The organism is Pseudophaeobacter sp. 1A09344, from assembly GCF_041008745.1.
GTDB lineage: Bacteria > Pseudomonadota > Alphaproteobacteria > Rhodobacterales > Rhodobacteraceae > Phycobacter > Phycobacter gallaeciensis_A.
In genome coordinates, this window is record NZ_JAXGFS010000005.1 from 311,604 (window position 1) to 331,939 (window position 20,336).

Genomic DNA, 20,336 nt, shown 5'->3' on the forward strand with positions numbered 1-20,336 from the left:
CTCAGTTCCCGCCCAGCGTGGCGCCGGTGGCCAGTTCGCTCATGATCAGGGCATGCATCGCGGGCGGCACGTTGCCCGGAGAGAAGTTGTCGGGGTGAAGGCGCTCCATGAAGAAGGCCAGTTCCGCCTCGCGGTTGGCGGCTTCGGATTGGGCGATGCCGCTTTGCACGCCGATGATGGCCGCGGTCAGGAAGATCCCACCGGCCACGCCCGCTGTCGAAGCAGTTACGGTGCTGCCGAACACCGCCGACATCTTGTTGAGGGCGAGGTTGGCCGCAACGACAGCCGCTTTGCTCGAAGCATTGCTCGTGATGATCGCCCCCAGGGGCGCTGCCTGTGCCGCCGTATGGGCGACATAGGCGATCGGCACGGCAGCCGCGCCGCCGGCGAAGCCTGCGACACTTGCCCCGCCGCTGATCGCCAGCATCTGGTCGCCCAGATCGCGGGTGTAATTGCCCAGCACGCCGTCCAGCACGTAGCCAGCCGGAGCCTTGGCGACCAGCCCGCCCAGGGTAGCGTCCTCCGAGGCGCGCCGGGCGTCATCCTGTTCCTTCGCCGCGACCAGGTCCCAGTACATCTGGTTGGCCATGCGACGCGCCCGGTATTCGTAGCGCCCGCGCAGCAGGGTTTCGGCCTCGGTCAGGCTGCCGGGATCGGCATTGACCAGCGCCTGAATGTAGCCGTCCATCGCCTCCATCAGCACGCTGCCTGCCCCGGGTTCGGCCAGCGCCCGCGCCATAAAGGCGTCGCCGCTGATCCTGCCGTTGCGCAGGTCGTCGATCAGGTAGATCATGTCGGTGCTCAGGGCGCCTGTCTGGATGCCGCCGATCAGGTAGTTCGAGAAGACCTCAACCAGGGTATCCGAGGGCTCGGTCGTCAGATCGTCCATCAGACCCGCCGTCAGGGGTGAAACCACGTCGGGTGCCTTGGTCAGCGTGTATTCGACGTGGCTGAGGTCGCAGACCCCGTCCACCATGACCTTGCCGAGGGATTCGCAGGCCTCAGGGTCGACGATCTGTCCCTGGTCGTTGGTGGCGATGAAGTTGTCCATCACGACGCTGGTCGTGGTCGATTCCACCTCGGTGTCGATTTCGATGAGCTCGATGATCTGATTGTTCTTGGTGATCACGTCGCCCAGCCCTCCGACATAGGTGATGTCGTACTTGCGATCCGCATCCGGGTCCTCGGTCCGCCCGTCCAGGGTCACCACCACCTGAAGCACATCCGCAACCGTGTTGCCGGGGATCACGCTGAGCGTCTCGTCTCCGATATAGGCCAGGCCCAGGCCGTTGCCGTTCACCAGCCGCCCGCCGACCAGCGTGCCGCCCTCGTAGACGAGACCAGGGTAGAGCTCTTCGCGCTGGTAGTCCGCGGCCAGCTCTCGCAGGATGTCATGGGCGGCGATGTAGATCTGCCGCTTGGTGACCTCCATCGCGCCGCGGTCGACGCGGATTAAATAATTGTCCATCGGCTTTTCGCCATTGGCAAGGACTGCGGGTTGATAGCTGAATGCCACCACATCTTCCTTGCGCCCGTCCGGCAGGGAAAACTCGCTGAGCAGATATTGCGGACCATACTGGACAAAGAGATTCTGCAGAGTTTCGCCGTTCTGCAGCCCCTCTACCGTATATGTGGCATTCGGCCTCTCGGCGTAGGCCACGGTCACATCGCTCATATCGATGGTCAGGGGCGCTGGCCGCACGTTCACATCGCCGATAACCTGACTCAGGACCTCGTAGTTGTCGTTATGGAAACGACCCGTGACCTCATAGGTGCCGACATTGGCATGGGGATCCGCACCTGCACTTAAGAACCCGCCGCCATTCAGGACGTCCTCCAGCGTATGCCCCGGCGCCATGTTGCCGATCTCAACCTGCACCGGGTCTGCGTCGCCATAGGTCCGGTTCTGCTCCGGTACGATTACAGTGATACGGCGCGGAATGATCGTCAGAGTGCCCCGCGCAGGGCTGGCCAGTTCATAATTGTTATCCTCAATCAAACCGGTGACGGTATAGGTGCCCACATCCGTCAGTGCATCGTCATGCACGCCGTCGAAGCTGAAGCCGTCAATATCCGCCAGCGTATCCCCATTCACCAATCCAGAGACCGTCATGTTCGGCGTACTGGTGTTGCCGAAAAACCTTTGAAAGCGCGAGATATAGCCGCGCACCTTTCGGCGTGTAACGGTGGCGGTACCTGGTATCACATCGGCCAACGTGTAGTTGACCACATCCGCCCCAAGCTGCGCAGTGATCGGGCGGCTTTGCCCGGCATCAAGACTGCTGTCAGTGATTGCAGAGGCGTAGCTGAGCCCCAGATCTTGAATACTGTCCCAGGACCGCAAGCCCGTGGCGGTGGTCCCGGAAACCTCGAACGCGCTGTCGCCATAGGCGCGGAACGCATCGCCAACGCTCAGGTTCAGCTCAGCCGGGGTGACAGTCAGAGTGGGCGTATTTGCCGAGGCTAATCTGTAATTGGGATTGGACAGCCCCGTGATATTGACCGCGTAGCCACCTGTCACCACATCGGCTTCGGCGGCAAACCCATCAGAAGTTGCTTGCAACGAACCAAGGTCTGCCACTTGGTCCTCCAGTTTCAGCCCTACGGCGTCAAAGCTTAGCCCCGCGCCATCCAGGAGGTCGCCATATTCCTTTGACAGGTTCTCAGCCGTGATGGTCAGCGGAGCGGGCGTGATGGTCAGCGCGCTGCCACTGAGGCGCGGTTCGATGGTGTAATTCCGGGCCGAACCACTGACCCGCACACCGTAGGTGCCAACATCCGATGTGCGGTCGGCATTCGTTGCAAAGCTCAAATTGACGTCGGACGCGTCATCGCCATTGCGCCAATAGGTCCCGGCGGTGGGCGTTGCAGAAAAGACGGGATTATCCTCGCCGTATTCCCGGCTGGTCGCGTCGACCGCCAGGCTGAGCGGCGCAGGCGTGATATTCAGGCGCCCCGGCACAATGCTCACATCGTAGTTCGACGCACTGCTTCCCGCCGCCGAAGCCGCGCCAGAAATCGCGTAGGTGCCGACATCGCTGGCCACCGTCGCGGCAGTGCTTTGGCTGACGGTGAAATCCTCTTCATGGGACGACCGTACAAGCCCCTCGAAAGTCGGATCGAGAAATCTGTTGGTTTCCCCATAAATGCGATTTCTGTCGCGCAGGCGGATGGTCAACGGGCGCGGCGTCACAACCAACTCATCAGTGGCGCCATTATCAACGAACCGGTAATTTCCGAAAGTTCCTGCAGAAAAGACCGCATCGTATCGGCCAACGTCCGGCGTGCCGCCCGCACCCGGCACCGCTGCTTCAGCATTCTGCAAACCAAGACTGCGCGCCGTATCCCCATTAAGAAAACCCGTGAAGGTCACAGGAATGCGGAAATTATCCCCATATGTCACTGTGGTTGTGACCGGAGAGGCAATCAGCTCCGCCGGTGTCACCGACAGCTTACCCGGCACAAAGGAAAAACCGGTATAGGTGGCAGAGGTCAGCTCCAGATCACCGTGGCCAATCGAAATCTCGTAGCTGCCAATATTGCTTTCGGTATCTGCGGCGACGGACAACGCGGGCGCCCCGGTGGTTACCGTGTCGAAGGTGTCGCTGCCGACCAAACCCTCGACCGAAAAGGTCAGCGCACCATTTGCGCTCCCGTAGGCGCGGCTGATATCATCTGCCGTCAGCGTCAGCTGCCCCAGCCCCGACAGGTAAAAGATCCGGCTGGTGCCATCCGCAGGCAACCCCGAGGGCGGCGCGGACGCATAGCTTTCCTGCGTGACCTCGGTCAGAGACAGATCGGTCGCGAGGGTCGTCTGGGACTTGTTGGTGGAATAGGCCAGCAGGCGTTGGTTCGCACCGGCATCCAGCCCGGCAAAGGCGCTTGCAGGCGCCTGACTTTTGATGTCGCCGTTGGTGGAGGCCAGCACAAGATCCAGCGCCCCCGAGGTCGCCGGAGCGGAGAGATCGAAGTCCGCCCCAAGGGAGAGGTCACCGTCCGTCACGATGGACAGGCCGGTCAGGTCGGTGCCAGCGAGGCTGCCGTTGACGGTCAGCCCATCCCCATCATTCACCAGCGTCAACGCGCCAGAGAAGCCCCCGCTCCCGGCGTTCAGCAGATTGACTTCGCCGATAGTATTGGCTGCATTCCCGAGGTTCACGTCACCGGAAATCGCCGTGCCGAAATCGAGGTCGACCGCCTGCGCGGAAAGAGCAACCGAGCCCAGGTCGACAGAAGCAAGGCCCGCACCGCCAGAGGCCCCGATGGAAATCCGGTTGGCCGTGATCGGGTTACCGCCAATCCCCGGGAAACCAGGGAAGGCCGAAGGACCTTGAATGCTGCCCTGGGCCAGCAGCGACAGGTCCCCCTGCTGAAGATTGATCATCTCCTCAAGGATAATGTCTTGTCCAGCTGTCAGGGTCAGGTTGTTGGTACTGCCAGCGGTCGTCTCGACCGGAGCCCTACCAAAGATGCTGCCGCTTGCCTGGAGGACGACATTGGTTGTCTCAAGCAGACCCTCGACAGTTTCCGCCAATACTTCGGATCCGGCAAAATCAGGATCCCACACACCCGAGCCCGGCTCCGGGGTGACGGTGCCGCTGCCCGTGTCGACGACGGCTGCTTCGCCCTGCATACGCGCGTCAACAATCAACAGATCGTCCGGGTCCAGAAGCAAAGTACCCGCGCTGCCCGTTTCCGCACTGAGATCCACCGAGGACGGTCTAAAATCCAGCCTCTCCCGCCCGGAGACCTCGGCAAACCCGCCGTCGCCGCTATCGGTTCCGCCGATTGCTTTGATACTGCCCTGAAACGAGGTCAGACCGTCAGACCACAGAATAACCCTGCCACCGTCCGCTTCCCCGGCACTGGCCGACACATCGAAGACTGCCGTCTCTCTCACCGTCAACGTTTCGGCATTCTCGATCGCGGCATCACTCCCCTGAAACCCACCACCGGCATAGATCTCGCCGCCGGAGCCATCCTGATTGCGGGCCTCCTGGGTGCCTGACACCTCCAGGGAGCCACCACCCGAACTCAGCAGGATACGGCCGTTCCTGCGCTCAACGCCTGTCGCACGCACGGTTCCGCTCTGATTGATCGCGAGATCGTAAACCGATCCGCCAGCGGCCTTCAGCTCTGCCTGCGCAGCCTTGATAACGCCCTGATTGTCTACGCCGCGACCGCCAATCTGCAGGCCTGTATCAATGTGCAGAATCTGGTCATCCGCAGGCCGCAACCATGCCGCGGACCCCGCGCCAAGCGCCGCGGTCCCGGCCTTGGCTCTCAGGGTGCCAAAGTTTCCGATCCGCGGCGCGACCAGAACCACATCACCCGCCTCACTTTCGATCACACCCCGATTGATGACCGCGCCAGAGCCATCGCCGCTGAGGCGCAGATCGCCCCCGCGCATGAACATGGACACCTCGATATCCAGAGTGGAGGCCACGAAACCTCCGCGTGATGCGATCCGGCCGGTCTCACCGATAACCACGCCATCCGGGTTCAGCACAAACACCTGACCGTTCGCTGTGAGACTGCCGTCGATCTGCGAAGCCCCTGCCCCGCCTGTCACCCGGTTCAGGATGGCGGCATGCTGACCCGGCTGGAGATAGGAAACCGACTCCTGCGTTCCGACGTCAAAACTCTGCCAGTCTATAACGGCCCGATTGCTTCTCTGACGGATCGTCGTGACCCCGCCGCCACCTGAAGAAATCCGAGCACTGCCCGAGGTGACTGCACCGCCTTTTGGCCCAGCCAGAGCCTGCGCCCCGGTCATCGCGCACAACATTGCGACCATCGCCACATACGATGCGCAGTTTCTCAGATAAAAAGCATATGTCATCAATTCACTCAGGCAAAATTTCAAAACTCGCAGGTTTTTAATTTTGCCTTGAATTTCAAACAATTCCCATTTGGGGACCCCGCTGTAATTTAACGGGCCAGAGCCTCTGCCAGTGGTCCGCGGCGATCTGCTGCCGGGATCTCGTAGTCTGCACCGGCAGCGGCAGCCAACAGCCAATCCCACTCGGCCTTGATCATCGAATGACCCATCCCCTTGATGATATGCAACGTCGCGTGCGGCGCTTTCTCCGCAAGGGCGACCGCACCTTCCACCGGGTTCATCCGATCACAGTCCCCCTGGAACAGATGCAACGGCACCTGCAATTCCGACAGATCGAAACCAAGGTTGCGCCCGATGTGACGATGTTCCTGGATGACGCCGTCAAAGCCCGACGCCGTGCGCTCTTCGAGCATTATTTGCACACTCTTCAGCAAGCTCGGCGCGCGCAGGATCGCTTTTTCATGATCGCACGTCGCCTCGGCGATGGCCTTTTCTGCGAACTTTCCGGGGTCCTGAACCACCGACTTGCACAGGAATGGGATCAACCAGCGCAAGACCAGCGGAGAGCGGCGCCCAATCACTGCGGAAATCTTGTGGAGATAATTCCCGGCGGCGCTTCGCTCAGCCTCCCGGTCGGGATTATGAACCGCTGCCAGCACAACCCGGTCACAGCGGTCTTGCAACGCGGCAGCAACATTGAGCGCACTGACCGCGCCAAAGGAATTGCTAATCAGCGCGAACCGGTCGATCCCGAGGGCCGCGCACAACAGACGCACATCCTCTGCATCCCCGGCCGCCGATTTGCGCCGTATGAAGGTCGACCGGAACGTTCCCGGCCGACAGGGAACGATCAGCCGCGCACCAAGGCGGTTCAGCACCGCCTCGAACACCTCCGGGAAACGCAGCACATCCAAACCTACCCCAGACAGTGCATCGTAATGAATGATCGGATAGGCACCCGCAGCGCCAAGCGCGAAATACTCGATCACGCCCCCTTCGGGGCGTTCGATCTGGCAACGCACCGCAGATCGTTCGGTCTGAGAGAAATCCGCGTCAATGACCGACAGCGGGTTCTGCAAGGCGGCGCGGATCAGTTCGGCCTGTCCTGACAAGCCGATCGTCTGGCAGATATCCTTGAGGTAGGTGCGCGCACTCTCATAGCTCAGGTCAACGGCCGTTGCGGCCTTGCGCAGGTCTGCATGTTCAAGAAAGGCCCCAAGGAACTTGCGCCGCCCCGCCGTGAGCCCGTAAGTCGCACCAAGGTTGGCTGCAATACGCTGCGGGTCTCGTGTCAGACGCAGACGTGCCCAGACTACCCGCGCAGGCAACCCGAGCTTTCGAACCAGATCAGGCCCCAACAGGATTTCCTCTGCCGGATCATCTCCTTCCCCGGCAAGACGCATTGGGTTCTGCGTCGCCGCGTATTGGCTGCGGAGCGTTTGCGGAAGAACATCTCGCACCAGCCCTGCGCTATCGTCCCCGTCTGTAAAACTCCCCGCTGTGGCATCGGTAGAAACCGACTCCGGCGGCAGTTCGTGGCCATCGCTATCAAAAAGCTGAAAAGACAACGACAGGCTGGCCAGAAGCTTGCGCCCAAGATCAGTTTCATCCCGCGCGGCACTTAGACGATCCGATATCTGCATGGCGCGCTCGACATGCTGCCGCAGATCCTCCAGCTGCTCCGCACTCTCAACACGTGCCACATCCCCCGCTGCCATGAGAGCTTCAATCCGGCCAATCATCTCGGCCCAGCGGGAATTGTCGAGGGCGACATCGTAGACCATATGCGATAGCTGCGTCATGTCGGCCTCCGAACGAGGATCAGAAGAAGAAAGCGCAGTGTCGGTGCCCGGTTTGGACATACTTGGTTCGGTCTTGTTCACGGGGCCTCCCAGCCAAAGCTTCCCGGCCGCCACGGGGAATCCAGTCATGCGGGCGGCGCCGACCCTAGCAGAAGCGCAACCCAAATGCCCACATGGCTAATGTCCGGTTTGGAGCATCCGTGAAGACGACCCAGTTTGCTAGATCTCAATCGCCTCCGCGATCGCAAGAGCATCCTCAAGATCAACACCCAGATACCTAACTGTGCTGTCCATCTTAGTGTGTCCCAACAGCAGCTGGACGGCACGCAGATTGCCGGTCTTTTTGTAGATCTGCGTCACCTTGGTGCGACGCATCGAGTGCGTGCCATAGGCACTTGCTTCCAACCCTATCGATGTAACCCAGTTGCGGACGATCCGAGCATATTGGCGGGTCGAGATATGAAGGCGCTCGTGACATCGGCTTGGCCAGAGGTATTCGGAGCCCCCCATCAGCGGGTCTTGCATCCATCTGTCGAGAGATGCCCGCGTGCCTTCTGAGAATTCGAAGCGGACAGGTTTCTGCGTCTTGCTTTGGAGAACCGACGCGCGTTCCTTGATTTTGCCGGATGTCATAACCTCCAAGACAACCCGACGTTGACGCGTGCAGAATACCATACGATGCAGCAACGCCTGCGGGGTATGGAAAGAGCCCACCTTGACTGACGCTGCCTAGGGTACGAAGGTCGACCAAACGCAGGAAGTGCCCTCTGCAAACTTGGCCGGTTTACGCAACCAGCTGAGGGTTTGTGCTGCGGTGCAGTCCGCCGTTTTTGCCGTTCACTGCGACTGCGAGGTTCTGAAGCCGTGATCTCACACAGTGCGGACGAAACAGCCGCTCGGATGGTGGCCCAAGATGCCCATTCGATTGAGGTCTGCCAGGACCCAAACAAAAAATGAGCGATAGCAGACGCTGCAAAGTCGGATTTTACGTGTGAGGGCAGAAGGTTCTGTAAGTTCTGATCTGCGGTTCGGCCAGTACCCGATTATGCCCGCGCAGTCCCTAATGGCCGATGCCTGCTACGACTGTGAAGGCCGACCTACAAGATGACTTTATGGCTGCATTTGTCACCCGGATCTCTGATGTCGCGCACATGCCTAGAATGGGTGCTTTGAGAGGTAACGTCCTTTGGATCGGATGCGCACAGTATCTTGCCTCTGCTGTCACCTGGTCCCAAAGTGCAATAACACTCACCTGGAGGAAACTGATGCCTGTCTTGAACCGCTTCGCCGAAATGTTGCCAGAAGTTTCAGCATGGCGGCGCGATATCCATGCCCATCCCGAATTGCGTTTTCAGGAGCATCGAACGGCGGCGCTTGTGGCATCGAAACTCAAGGAATTTGGCTGCGATGAGATTGTGACGGGCTTCGGTGAAACCGGTGTGGTCGCTGTGATCAACGGCAAGTCAAACACTTCGGGCAAAACCATCGGGTTTCGCGCAGACATGGACGCCCTTCCGATTCAGGAAGCAACAAATTTGCCTCATGCCTCGACCGTTCCGGGGAAGATGCACGCCTGCGGGCATGACGGGCACACATCAATGCTCCTGGGCGCGGCGAAATACCTAGCCGAGACGCGGAATTTTGACGGCAGGATAGTCTTGGCCTTCCAGCCCGCCGAAGAAGGTGGCGGTGGTGCGCGGGCGATGATCGATGCCGGGTTGATGGAGCGATGGGGTGTCGAAGAAGTCTACGGCATGCACAATATGCCGGGGATGCCCATCGGCGAATTTGCGGTACGCAGCGGGCCTCAGATGGCCTCGCCGGACAAGTTTGAGATCATCGTGCGCGGAAAAGGTGGCCATGGTGCCATGCCACACAAGAGCGTTGATACAACGTTGGTGGCGTCGCAGATTGTTGTGGCCCTGCAATCCATCGCATCACGCAACATCGATCCCATCGACAACGTGGTGGTCTCGGTCTGCGGCTTTCGGACAGAAACGGACACATACAATGTAATCCCGGATTCCGTTCACATGCGTGGCACGGTTCGGACGTTCGAACCCGGGGTTCAGAAGCTGGTGCGGGCCCGCATCGATGCGCTGGCGACGGCCACGGCAACTGGCTACGGCGCGGTTGCTGAAGTCACGCATATCTCCGGCCCACCTGCGCTGGTGAACCACGCGCGGGAAGCGGATCTTGCCGCAGAGGTTGCCCTCGAGGTCTCTGGTGTAGCGCATCGTGATCTGAAGCCAATCATGGGGGGAGAGGATTTTTCCGAGATGCTCCTGGAACGCCCTGGGGCATATCTGTTCATAGGCAATGGCGACAGTGCCGATCTTCACAACCCGTCCTATGAGTTCAATGACGAGGTCATTCCCTTCGGCTGCAGCTGGTTTGTCGCAATGGCAGAACGGCGCATGCCGCTGGCATAGACATTACGGCCGGATACCTTGTTGATCGCCTCGCTGGCATGTTTTTGCAGGACGACCCCATATTTATTGGGCTATGCAGCGTCGTTCTTCAGGCAAGAGCCTGATCGTGCCTCAAACAGAAAACTCCACTCCAGCTTTGCATACCGTTATGAAGGGTCATGAAAGGCGGAAAGCAGTCATTCGCTGCCTGGCAGTCAGTTTTCCTGTGGGTGAGATCGCCACTGACGAGCCTAAAGGTTTGTATGGACTTAGCCGCCTGCCCCTACTCCGAGCCTTCTCAATAGATTGGGAACCTGAGGATAAAGCTTAAAACCACGCTGCTACATCTGGAAGATGCTTTGCCACTGTGCGGAGATTGAATTCAAGTTGTTGGGTTTTACAGACGAAAAAAAACGCCGCTGCCCTTTCGGACGCGGCGTTTTGCGTTATTTTTGGTTGCGGGAGCAGGATTTGAACCTGCGACCTTCAGGTTATGAGCCCGATGCGTTTCTATAACCGCCAACAACCACCAATATTTTTTCCTTTTATTTTCAAAGGAGTTAAACATACTCAAGTGATGAGGTCTATTGACAGCTATTGGTGATACATGAGTTATACTGCCCCTAAATTGCCCCCAAGGGCAGCAACAGACAGTCTTCGGGTTTAATAACCTGACGTTCGCGAGGGCATACAATGGCTACGATTGAAAAACGGGAGCGGCAGAAAGGTGTGGTCTATCTAGTGGACATCCGCGTTTCTGGTTATCCCCGCCAAAAGAAAACCTTTCGGCGATTGACTGATGCCAAAGCCTGGGCCGCAAAGACAGAAAGTGAGATAAAATCAGGGTCATTTCGGCCCCTAAACCCAAAATCGCAGCGTAAGACCTTCTCAGACGTTCTGGATCGCTACGAGCGTGAAACCTTACCGCACTTGGCCAAAAGTACCCAGCGCGCCTCACAGACGTATTTACGGTACTGGCGAGGAGCTCTTGGAGACTACAGTCTCAGCTTCATCACCTCTGAGCAGATTTCCAAATTGATGGCTGAGCTGGCAAGTACCTCCGACGCCAGATCGGGTTCCAATACTGCCAAATCCAAGAGCAGAAAGACATTAAAACACTACCGCGACACGTTAGAAGTATTATTCAAAAAGGCGGTTTCTTGGCGGTGGCTGGGGACAAACCCAATGGATGGCGTGGAAGCAATAACAAAAATCCGCAACGAACGTGTCCGCTACCTCAACGATAAAGAGCGAGACCAACTTCTGGCCGCTTGCCGAAATAGTCCAAATTTGCAGCTGTATCCGATTGTTATTTTTGCTCTATCGACTGGTTCTCGCAAAGGTGAAATTCTAGGGCTAAAATTGTCGGATATAGACTTAGATCGAAATATGGCCATATTGCGAGACACCAAGAACGGTGAGACACGCTCTGTGCCTGTAGTTGGCCACCTACATGAGTTGCTGAAGGGCCAAATTGAATTCTCTACGGGCCTCTATGACGCCCAAATGCCGTCCGCTCAAGATCGATTTCTGTTCCCGAGACGCGATTTAATAGCGCCAATTGACATTCGGAAGGCCTGGGAAAATGCTCTGAATAGATCGGAAGTTTCCGATTTTCGGTTTCATGATTTGAGGCACTGCACTGCTAGCTATTTGGCTATGCAGGGCGCTACAATTCTTGAGATTGCGGACATGCTCGGGCACAAAACCCTTCAGATGGTTAAACGATATTCTCACCTATCGACGGATCATAAGCACGGCTTGGCCGAGAAGCTGAATTCAGAGCTTTTCTAGGAGATACTAACGCTCGGCACTGTCCAACAGTGCAAGCAAAGCATCCTCACCTGCAACAAACCCTTGCTCTATCGCGAAACTCCAAAACCTGTCTTTTGTTCCTGGCTTGATGGCGATGTTAAGCTGGGACGATCGACCCGTTTTCCGAAGGCTCCTTGCATCAAAGGTTGCCTGAGCCTGTTCCTCTACATCTCGCTCGGCCTTTCCGTGCCGCGCGGTAAACCCAGCCTCATCAGCGATTTTGCGCACTTTGTCTGAGGCTGGAATTTGGCGCACTGGAACTGGTTCAATTTGGGCCAAATCGGCCAACGGATCATCTTCTACTGTTTCAAAAGTTGTTGGCCTAATGCGATTCATGCGGCTACCCTCCCTTTGTTAGTTTGGTTTCGGGTAATCAGTGCCACTTCTCGGGCGAATGCTTCTGCATTTTCGATCGCCGCTTTTGGCTTTGAGACCTCGTCTTTTGTCAAATCGTAGATTGTCCCCCCTAGCTGCATGATTGCTCGGAATGCTGCCCGCTCTGTGAGCTCGACAGGTAGTGTTGGGATTAGTGCTTCTTTCAGATCGGCTTGAATATGCCCTAAATCCCTTGACCTGATCGCGGCGCTGGTCCGTGTAAAGAACACTGAATATGGAATACTACGTCTGAAAGCTCTTTCTTCGCGGCAAATTAGATCGATAACACGTTTTGTCTGGTCGGCATCAAGTTGACTGCCCTGCATAGGAATGAGTACTAAGTCAGCTCTTCCGATGGCATATGTCACCGCAAGATTGGCGGAACCTTCAAGATCGACAATTACAAACGCACTTTTTGATGCTTCATCGTCGATAATCTCGGTAATGGTATCCTCCGTCACTTTGGGGATCAGCTTCAGATTATCAGGAATTCTCCTCGGATCGCGGCTCCACCATGCTGACAACGGCTGATTTGGATCAGCGTCGATTAAGCTCACCGTAGCGCCGCGATGTGCAAGCACCTGAGCGAGCAGGACGGCTGATGTTGACTTTCCGACTCCGCCTTTTGAATTTGCGAATACTATTACTGACATATGTTCTCCCCTTTTCTTCATTTGAACAAAAGGCGGCCAACTTGCGCAAAGGAATCACGACAATCGCAACTCCGACAAGGGTGTTCTCTCCCTCGGCTAGTGATAATTATACACATGGAAGTCAAATCCTAGCACCTAACTTGCAAACACAAGACCGCATTATAGTCACTTGGATTCAGATAGTTACCCCAAACAAACCAGCAAGTTAGTAACTTCAAAGTCACTATCTTCCGAGTGACTAGGCGCATCCTAGTCGCCTTTAACTTGCGTTGCGACCGGCATCCGATAACATCGGCCTGTTTAGTTATCTTTTTGCTCTTACTTGAACAAGGATGCTAACCATGAAGGCTAGCTATAAGGACCTGCGCACTGTTAAACAGCTTGTAATCGAAACACCGATCCTGACGGAGGCAAAACTTCGTTGGTATATCTTCCATGCGGAGACGAATGGTATGGCATCGTCGATCGTGAAAATCTCTAACCGGGTTTACATTGACCGCGTTGCCTTTGCGACTTGGGTGGAAAGCCATCGTTTGGTCCCGCTCAATGATGATGAAGCGCCCGACACTGCGTAGCAGCTAACCGGGACAGCCCTGCCGAAAGGCGGGGTTGTTTCTTTCTGGAACAGTAGAAACCGCCCCTGGCGGGGCGGCTATTCGATTAGCAGTTCGCCCCAGTCGCGAAACATTTGGAACGAAATAGTATTTGCTTTGAAACGGCTAAGTTTCGGGCTCGTCGCGTAGAGCCATTATTTCCTTATGAATTTCGCCGATAGCACTTTCTGACAGCTTTGAACTCTATTCTTCAAGATGAGAGATTCCTCGGCACCCATCCTTCCCTTTTCGCCTGTTTGATTGTGTGAATGTACTTTTGCATCCCCAAGTCAGGTGCCCGCACCGGACCGTGTTCCTAACGTGGATGCATTCGCCATTCCCAGATTATGGATCAAACAAACGGAAAGGATGAACACCATGTCAAAATATTATCTTCACTTTTCAAGCCTGAGAGATGCAAAGGCGAAGCTTGCCCAGAAGTCTGGCGGCGTTGAAATTGAATTCTTCAGAGCTCGCGAAGGGTTCTCAATATTTCGCGTACGCTTGGCTGGCAGCCTAAGCTTTGTGGGCACTTTGTATGAAGGCCCTGACTGCCTTCTGTTTGCCCCACACTGTACAATAACCTCAACTACTTAATGCGTGAAATCGTCGATCGTGAGACTCCAAAAACACGCGCAATCTCAGCGTTGTTTGAGCCGTCAAACCGCATTTTCACAACAGTCCTTCGTTGATAAGAGTTTAGCTTAGAAGGCCTTCCCAAATGCCTACCATCACGCCGGGCTTGCTCGCGGCCTTCCGCAGTTCTTTCAGCAATCAAAGCACGTTCAAATTCCGCAAGGCCGCCCAAAACGGTAAGTATCAGTTTCCCAGTGGGTGTTGTTGTATCTGCCCATGAGTCGGCAAGAGCCTTGAGTTTCGCGCCCCTGTTTTCAATTTCATGGACAATGTCCAAAAGGTCACGCGTCGATCTAGCAAGCCGATCAAGGCGCGTCACCACCAGCACATCGCCTTCAGTCAGACTTCCCAATGCACTTTTGAGTTCAGGCCGGTCTCGCACCGCACCACTTACTTTCTCCTGAAAGACGTGAGAGCACCCTACTGCGCCAAGTTTTTCCAGCTGAGCGTCTAGGGTTTGGCCCAGCGTGGAAACACGGGCATATCCGATAGATTTCATATTGTACATTATGCACGTATCTTTTGCACGCGCCAAGCATTTGTTTTTACTACATTAAAAAAACCGTGCAAAAGTTTTGATTTATGCACGCATACTTGATTTGCTCTATAATTGTATTACCGGCGCGAAGCAAAAAGAAGCGTTCTTTCGGCAAAGTCAGTAAGTTCAGCATCATTGATCGCTGCAGTCTGCCAAGCGGGGTTGGTATCATGGTGGAACTGGTTTGCATAGGCGAGCAAAGCCCGTAACTCAGTTAAATCACCAGCACTGAGAATTTGATTGTTCGCCCCAAGCCTCTGATCACATTGGCCAATAAAGGGGCCGAGAAGCTGTCCTGGTGGAAAATGCTCTGGACAAGCAACCCTCATGAATGCTTCCAAGATATGGCGTAGGGCTGCTGCAACCTCACGCTCCTTCGCTGGATCGGCAGCAGTTAAATACCCCCGAACAAGTTCATGTCGCTTGTCATGCTCCGACACGCTGTCATTTCTAACATCCCATACCGCGAGTTCGGAGCCAACCGCAGCCCTGTTCACGCGAAATGCCGTCGATGTATTCCTATCGGCTTGCTCCCACAGACGGCAGAGGAACGGTTTCGAATGAGAAAGCACGATCACCTGCTGAACACGTTGAGATATTGCGAAAATTTCCTCACGGGTACGAAGAGTGCGGTGTTCATCGAGGCTGGTCATCGGATCATCAATCACGACGATCTTGTTAGCTAGATCGGGGTCTTGTTCCAGAGAGGTGAAGAAAAACGCAAGCGCCAACGTGTTTCGATCGCCTGCGCTGAGTGTGTTCCTGAAAGATGGCCCTGTATCAGCGCTGACGTTAACATTCTGCTGATTTATCACAACGCAGTATGAGGCCGATGATCCAGAACGAGTGTTGACCGACTGAACTTCGCCAAGCCGGAAAGAAGCCGCGAACCGCCGGAGGTAATCATTGATCGTCGCTTCGTATGTTGGAAAGATTTGTTCGCGATACTGGTCGAGGGCAGCGCGAGCTTGCATGCGCAGCCCCTCGGTAACGGTCTTTGCTGCTTTTTCGGTCAGGTAATCATTGCAGTAAGGCACAATAGTGGGTTCGAAACGTGCCTTCTGCGCTTTGACCTTTGCAAGGTCGTCAGTCAAAGCCGCAAGGTCATCGGCTTGTGCCTGCTCCTTTACAATTTCGAGCTTCGCATTCGCGGCTACCAAGCGCCCTGACAGCTCCGCCACTTCCTCGATCCGCTCACGAAAATCGATTATCGCCTGGCGCGCTTCCGGCGTGAGCGCCATCAGCTCAAGCGGTGCTGAGGCCTTGGCGCGCAGCTGTTCGAGTACGCCCTCACGGGCGGCATTCCATTGCCGTGCGATAGCTGCTGTGTCGATATCGACCTGTGGCAGCTCGGCGAAGTCCTTCCAAAATTCATGTGTCTGAGCCGCCGTGCGAATATCGCGTTCAAAGGCGGGAGGGATGTCCCCGCCATGAGTATCGCGCACGGATACTCCCGTTTCACGGATAGTAGCCTTCAGATCCTTGTATGCTTGCGAGAAATAGGCTCGGTAGTGTTCTATGAGATGCGAGCCACTCAGATCTTGCGCACAAAAAGGACAGACTTCGTATGGCGCGCCGACGGATACTGGGTCGATGCGGGGCACGCCTTCGGATATCCAAATCTCGCCGCCACGACCGAGCCTTGCGAGGTGCGCCCTTACGCGCTCACCGGCTTCAGCTTCAAGGTTGGGCAAGCCACGACCGAGAACAATATCAATCGCGTCGATGTCAAAATCGGGAAGCGCAAAGTCCTGAAACCCTGGTCGTTGCCGTATCGCGTCTGCAGAACGCGCCGCTGCAAGGCGGCGTTCGGCATCCTGTATCTTTGTGTCGATATCTCCATCCGCTTCAAGGCTACAGAACGCATCCACCTTGTACGGGCCGCGAGCATTGGCAGGGATGGCGTCAGCAAGATCGCGGAGCGCCGCGTTGTGTTCTTCGATACGACGCACATTCCCTTGCAGGGTGTCGTTGAGAGCAACGCCTTGCACTCCAAGAATCAGTTCATGCAGCCCCTGCCGATGCCCGGATTGGACTTCGATCCCCGAGCAGACATTCGCAGAAACAAAAGCGTCGTCAAAAATTGCGATATTTGGGAAGGGCTGAGTCCAAGCTCCATTCTGAAATATCGATTGCCCGCCTGTATGACCGATGACAAGATGGGGAGGGTGTTGAGAGCCAAGCCGCTGCCGTTCTTGGACTAGGGCAGAAGCTCCGGTCGCCAATGATCGCAGTATAGCTGCGATAGTAGTTTTGCCGCGCCCATTCTCACCGTAGACCAGCGAAAAAGGTGTGAAAGTAATCTGTTGGGGCGGGCTAACATTATCGAATTGCCCAATATTTCTTAGGAGCTGTATACGATCAATCATTTTCTAACCTCAACAAAGGAATTTGAGCGAGTTGCGTTTCGAGCAAAGCCTATGTCCCTTGCCTTACTAATTTTGCCCCTTGCGGATCATAACTGTAAGCAGAGATCGTACGATCCTTAATTCTCTCAACAGCTTCATCAATGATAAACAGTGGAACAAGGAACCATTCACGCGGCGTGACTGGATGCCCGAACCGGTCCTTAATCTCGACATCGAGCCGCGCGGATTCAAAAATTCGATGAATTAGGTTTTCGAGCTTTGTCCTGTTGATGTTGTAGAGTTCATAAGTCGCAACAACCTCTACCTCTGCCATCAAGAAGGTTGGATCAAGCTTGGCATTTGCAATGCGTTTCTCCACCTTTCCGCTCGTTACGCCGATCTTGTGAAGCACTTCGCGGTGTTCGGCGACAGTTGGGTGGTCAGATTTACTGCGAAGCACATAGATCACCCCACTTGCCAAATCTTTGTCGTCAGTTTCCGATGAAAACAGTGGGCCAGGGCCGCTGGGATCGGTAACAATCCTACTTGTTTCATCCTTGTAAAGAGCTCTTTGGAGTGAGCGCAGCAGGATGTTGCTCTCAGTGCCGTTTGAGTAAATCACCCGTAGTCTGGCGTCTGTCTCGCCGTTTGGTGCGCGAATTTCTTCACCAACTTCAGCGATGTACAAGGTTTGCCCGCTTAGGATAAAAAACTCGCCCTTTTTGATATCGGTTTTTAGGAAGCCTGCCTGTTTTCGAATGTTTCGGGTCGTTCGCACGCCCACATCCAAGTCGTTCTGAACCTCAGTGAACAAAGGCTTGAACTGCTCAAAGTCTTCGCAGCGCTCACGGTTGGCGATTTCTTCGGCGACCTTCTTCTCCGCAGTTGATCGAACGTGTTTCAGCTCTGTGATAAGCGGAGATTCGATTTCAACTCCCAGTTCGGCAAGAAGAGCATCGTCATCGAGCTCTTCGGCGACGATTGAAGACGCTTTGCTCGCACCAGTCAAAAGCCCTTGATCATCCAAAGGTTCAACAAGTTCACGGCATTCTTGAAGCTCACGAATACGGTCTAGCCGTACCGCGTAAAGGCGTTCGAAAATGTCACGCTCTTCTCCATGGCTCGGCGCGGACCAGTGTTCGTTGGCAAAGCGCTGTATTTCTTCAAAACCCGCAATGATGCGTTCTTCGCGTGGTGTGCGTGTGACGACTTTCTTCGTCTCCACCTCGACGCCAAGCTCCGCCAGTAGACCATCATCTTCCTGGGTGAATTCTTTAGCCATTGGCGGCCTCCTGCTTCATGCGCGCAAGAAAGGCGACGCCTTCTGCCATCTTCTTTTCCCAGGCATCAGATGACGTGATCGATGGCAACCGCCCGCGCTCCTGTTTGAATTTCACCGCACGCCGCGCCAGGTTCCTCGCTTCTTCTGGTGAGAGCTGTACTTTTTTCGCCGAAATCACAGCCGCAACTTGCTTCAGACTCTCCTCGCTCATCGTCTTGGCCAAGATCGCATAGGCTTCACCGAACGGATTGATCCGATCGATTAGGTCGATATCGAGCTCTCGCACGTCCATTGCAAATTTGCGCACACCGTCGATCAACGCCGTATTGCCGGAAGTCACTTCATCGCTATCGTGCGCAAGCGCAATCTCCTTGGCCTTTTGGGTCAGGTTCAAAGCGGCTACCGCATGCTGGCGCACGGCCTCTTGATCCTCGGCATCTAGCTCGGGGAACTTCGCCCCCACGATCTTACCCATACGCACTTGCGTCAGCTCTTCGGGTACAAGCTCTTCATCGAACAACCCCCGCTCGATCGTCGTCTTGTCCTGAACAAAGGCGGTGATCACCTCGTTCAAATCCTCCTGGCAAATGCGCTCGGCCTCTTTACTCTTCGGTTCTGCCAGACCTTTGATCTCAATCTGGAACTGTCCGCTTGCCTCGTTGAACCCGACATTCTCCTTCTCAGGATCATAGCCGCCTTCACCGTAGTCAAAACCTTCGACCGGCCCGCTCTTGGGGCTTTTGGGTGTGAAGTTGAAACGCGGGGCAAGCACCTGCTCCATGAGCAAGCTGGCGGCGATCGCCTTCAGCGTATCGTTCACCGCTTCAGTGACGGCTGCTTCGGCTGCGTCGGGCTCGGCAATCAGGTTGGTGAAGCGGGCACGGGATTTACCTTCGGCGTCACGGGTCGCGCGACCAATGATCTGAACAATCTCTGTCAAGCTCGCACGATAACCAACCGTCAGCGCATGCTCGCACCAAATCCAGTCAAAGCCTTCTTTGGCCATACCCAAGGCGATGATGATGTCCACATGATCGCGGTTGTTCTTTTGCGCGGGGTCCTTCAACGCCGCAGAAACCTTGTCTCGCTTAACGGCTTCATCATCTACCAGATCAGCGATCTTCAAAACCCGCCCTTCGGGGGTTTTCACAAGCTGAAAGCCCGTCTCATCGTCTGTTCCCTGCCAATCGCCCAGGGCGTCGATGATGTGCTCGACTTCCTGATGCTTATCCTTGGTGCTTTCGCGGGAATTCACATTCGGGATGTGCAGGATCGTCTTCTCGTTTGCATCAAGCACCTTCAAGATGTCGTCGGCATAAGAGCCGGAATAGAAGAAATAGCCGATATCGAGCGTTTTCAGGTATTTGTAGCCGTTCAACTGCTCGTAGTAGGTGTAGGTGATGGTGTCGAACTTGGCCTCGTTCTCGGGCAACAGGATCGGCACGGCGTCACCGCGAAAATAGCTGCCGGTCATGGCGACGACATGCACGCGGTCACGCGCGATGAAATCATTGAGCTGCTTGCCCAGGATGCTGTCTTCGCTTGCTGAAACGTGATGGAATTCGTCCACGGCAATTAGCCGATCGTCGAACGCCTCCACCCCAAGCTTTTCCACGGCAAAGCGGAAGGTGGCGTGGGTGCAGACAAGGATTTGATCTCCGCTCTCAAGAAACGCGCCAACCGATTTGACCTTGCCGCCATCTGTACCTGGCGAATTGCACAAGTTCCATTTTGGCGCGACAGTCCAATCCGCCCAGAATCCAAATTTGCTCAGCGGTTCGTCGTTAAAGCTCGCCCCGATCGATTTCTCGGGAACCACCACAATCGCCTGCTTGATCCCTTGGTTGTGCAGTTTGTCGAGCGCGATGAACATTAGCGCGCGACTCTTGCCCGATGCAGGCGGCGACTTGATTAAAAGATACTGCTCGCCCCGCTTCTCAAAGGCGCGCTCCTGCATCGCCCGCATGCCGAGTTCATTGGATTTTGTCGAACCGCCATTCTGGGCGTAGGCCACGGAAACCGAGGGAACATTCTTGTTCAT

General features: G+C 55.8%; 11 protein-coding genes and 1 pseudogene. 3 read left to right on the forward strand and 9 right to left on the reverse strand.

The features are described from left to right. Nucleotide 1: 1 nt before the first annotated feature. From SM765_RS11445 to SM765_RS11455, 3 genes and pseudogenes are all read right to left on the reverse strand, one after another. Nucleotides 2–5,842 (reverse strand): MBG domain-containing protein, encoded by a 5,841-nt coding sequence (locus SM765_RS11445; RefSeq protein WP_368981508.1) that lies wholly within the window; start codon nucleotides 5,840–5,842, stop codon nucleotides 2–4. Between the two features lie 89 nt (nucleotides 5,843–5,931). Further along, complete coding sequence (locus SM765_RS11450; RefSeq protein ID WP_274837848.1) at nucleotides 5,932–7,644, reverse strand: bifunctional helix-turn-helix transcriptional regulator/alpha/beta hydrolase; 1,713 nt, start codon at nucleotides 7,642–7,644, stop codon at nucleotides 5,932–5,934. A gap of 219 nt (nucleotides 7,645–7,863) precedes the next feature. Further along, nucleotides 7,864–8,289: pseudogene (locus SM765_RS11455) on the reverse strand (tyrosine-type recombinase/integrase); the annotation flags it as partial. Between the two features lie 620 nt (nucleotides 8,290–8,909). Between SM765_RS11455 and SM765_RS11460 the strand changes: the two are divergent. Further along, nucleotides 8,910–10,076, forward strand: coding sequence for a M20 aminoacylase family protein (locus SM765_RS11460; protein ID WP_274834398.1), 1,167 nt, complete (start codon nucleotides 8,910–8,912; stop codon nucleotides 10,074–10,076). A gap of 672 nt (nucleotides 10,077–10,748) precedes the next feature. Then, a complete protein-coding gene (locus tag SM765_RS11465; protein ID WP_368981509.1) occupies nucleotides 10,749–11,849 on the forward strand; it encodes a tyrosine-type recombinase/integrase in 1,101 nt (366 codons plus the stop codon). A gap of 6 nt (nucleotides 11,850–11,855) precedes the next feature. Here SM765_RS11465 and SM765_RS11470 read toward each other — a convergent pair whose 3' ends face one another. Together SM765_RS11470 and SM765_RS11475 are read right to left on the reverse strand one after the other, a co-directional pair. Continuing rightward, nucleotides 11,856–12,206, reverse strand: a complete 351-nt coding sequence (locus SM765_RS11470; protein ID WP_368981510.1) for a hypothetical protein — start codon at nucleotides 12,204–12,206, stop codon at nucleotides 11,856–11,858. After that, a complete protein-coding gene (locus tag SM765_RS11475; RefSeq protein ID WP_368981511.1) occupies nucleotides 12,203–12,898 on the reverse strand; it encodes a division plane positioning ATPase MipZ in 696 nt (231 codons plus the stop codon). The genes SM765_RS11470 and SM765_RS11475 overlap by 4 nt, the downstream gene beginning before the upstream one ends. A 341-nt stretch (nucleotides 12,899–13,239) precedes the next feature. Between SM765_RS11475 and SM765_RS11480 the strand changes: the two genes are divergently transcribed. Beyond that, complete coding sequence (locus SM765_RS11480; RefSeq protein WP_368981512.1) at nucleotides 13,240–13,473, forward strand: DNA-binding protein; 234 nt, start codon at nucleotides 13,240–13,242, stop codon at nucleotides 13,471–13,473. Between the two features lie 607 nt (nucleotides 13,474–14,080). Here the strand turns inward: SM765_RS11480 and SM765_RS11485 are convergent. The 4 genes from SM765_RS11485 to SM765_RS11500 all read right to left on the reverse strand — a co-directional run bounded on the left by SM765_RS11485 (nucleotide 14,081) and on the right by SM765_RS11500 (nucleotide 20,336). Then, nucleotides 14,081–14,635: a recombinase family protein gene (locus SM765_RS11485; protein WP_368981513.1), complete on the reverse strand. Its 555-nt coding sequence runs from the start codon at nucleotides 14,633–14,635 to the stop codon at nucleotides 14,081–14,083. A gap of 107 nt (nucleotides 14,636–14,742) precedes the next feature. Then, nucleotides 14,743–17,034, reverse strand: coding sequence for an AAA family ATPase (locus SM765_RS11490; RefSeq protein WP_368981514.1), 2,292 nt, complete (start codon nucleotides 17,032–17,034; stop codon nucleotides 14,743–14,745). Between the two features lie 49 nt (nucleotides 17,035–17,083). Beyond that, on the reverse strand, nucleotides 17,084–18,295 hold the full coding sequence (locus tag SM765_RS11495) for a GIY-YIG nuclease family protein (RefSeq protein WP_368981515.1): 1,212 nt from the start codon (nucleotides 18,293–18,295) through the stop codon (nucleotides 17,084–17,086). Continuing rightward, nucleotides 18,288–20,336: a DEAD/DEAH box helicase gene (locus SM765_RS11500; RefSeq protein ID WP_368981516.1), complete on the reverse strand. Its 2,049-nt coding sequence runs from the start codon at nucleotides 20,334–20,336 to the stop codon at nucleotides 18,288–18,290. Before SM765_RS11500 ends, SM765_RS11495 begins: the two co-directional genes overlap by 8 nt.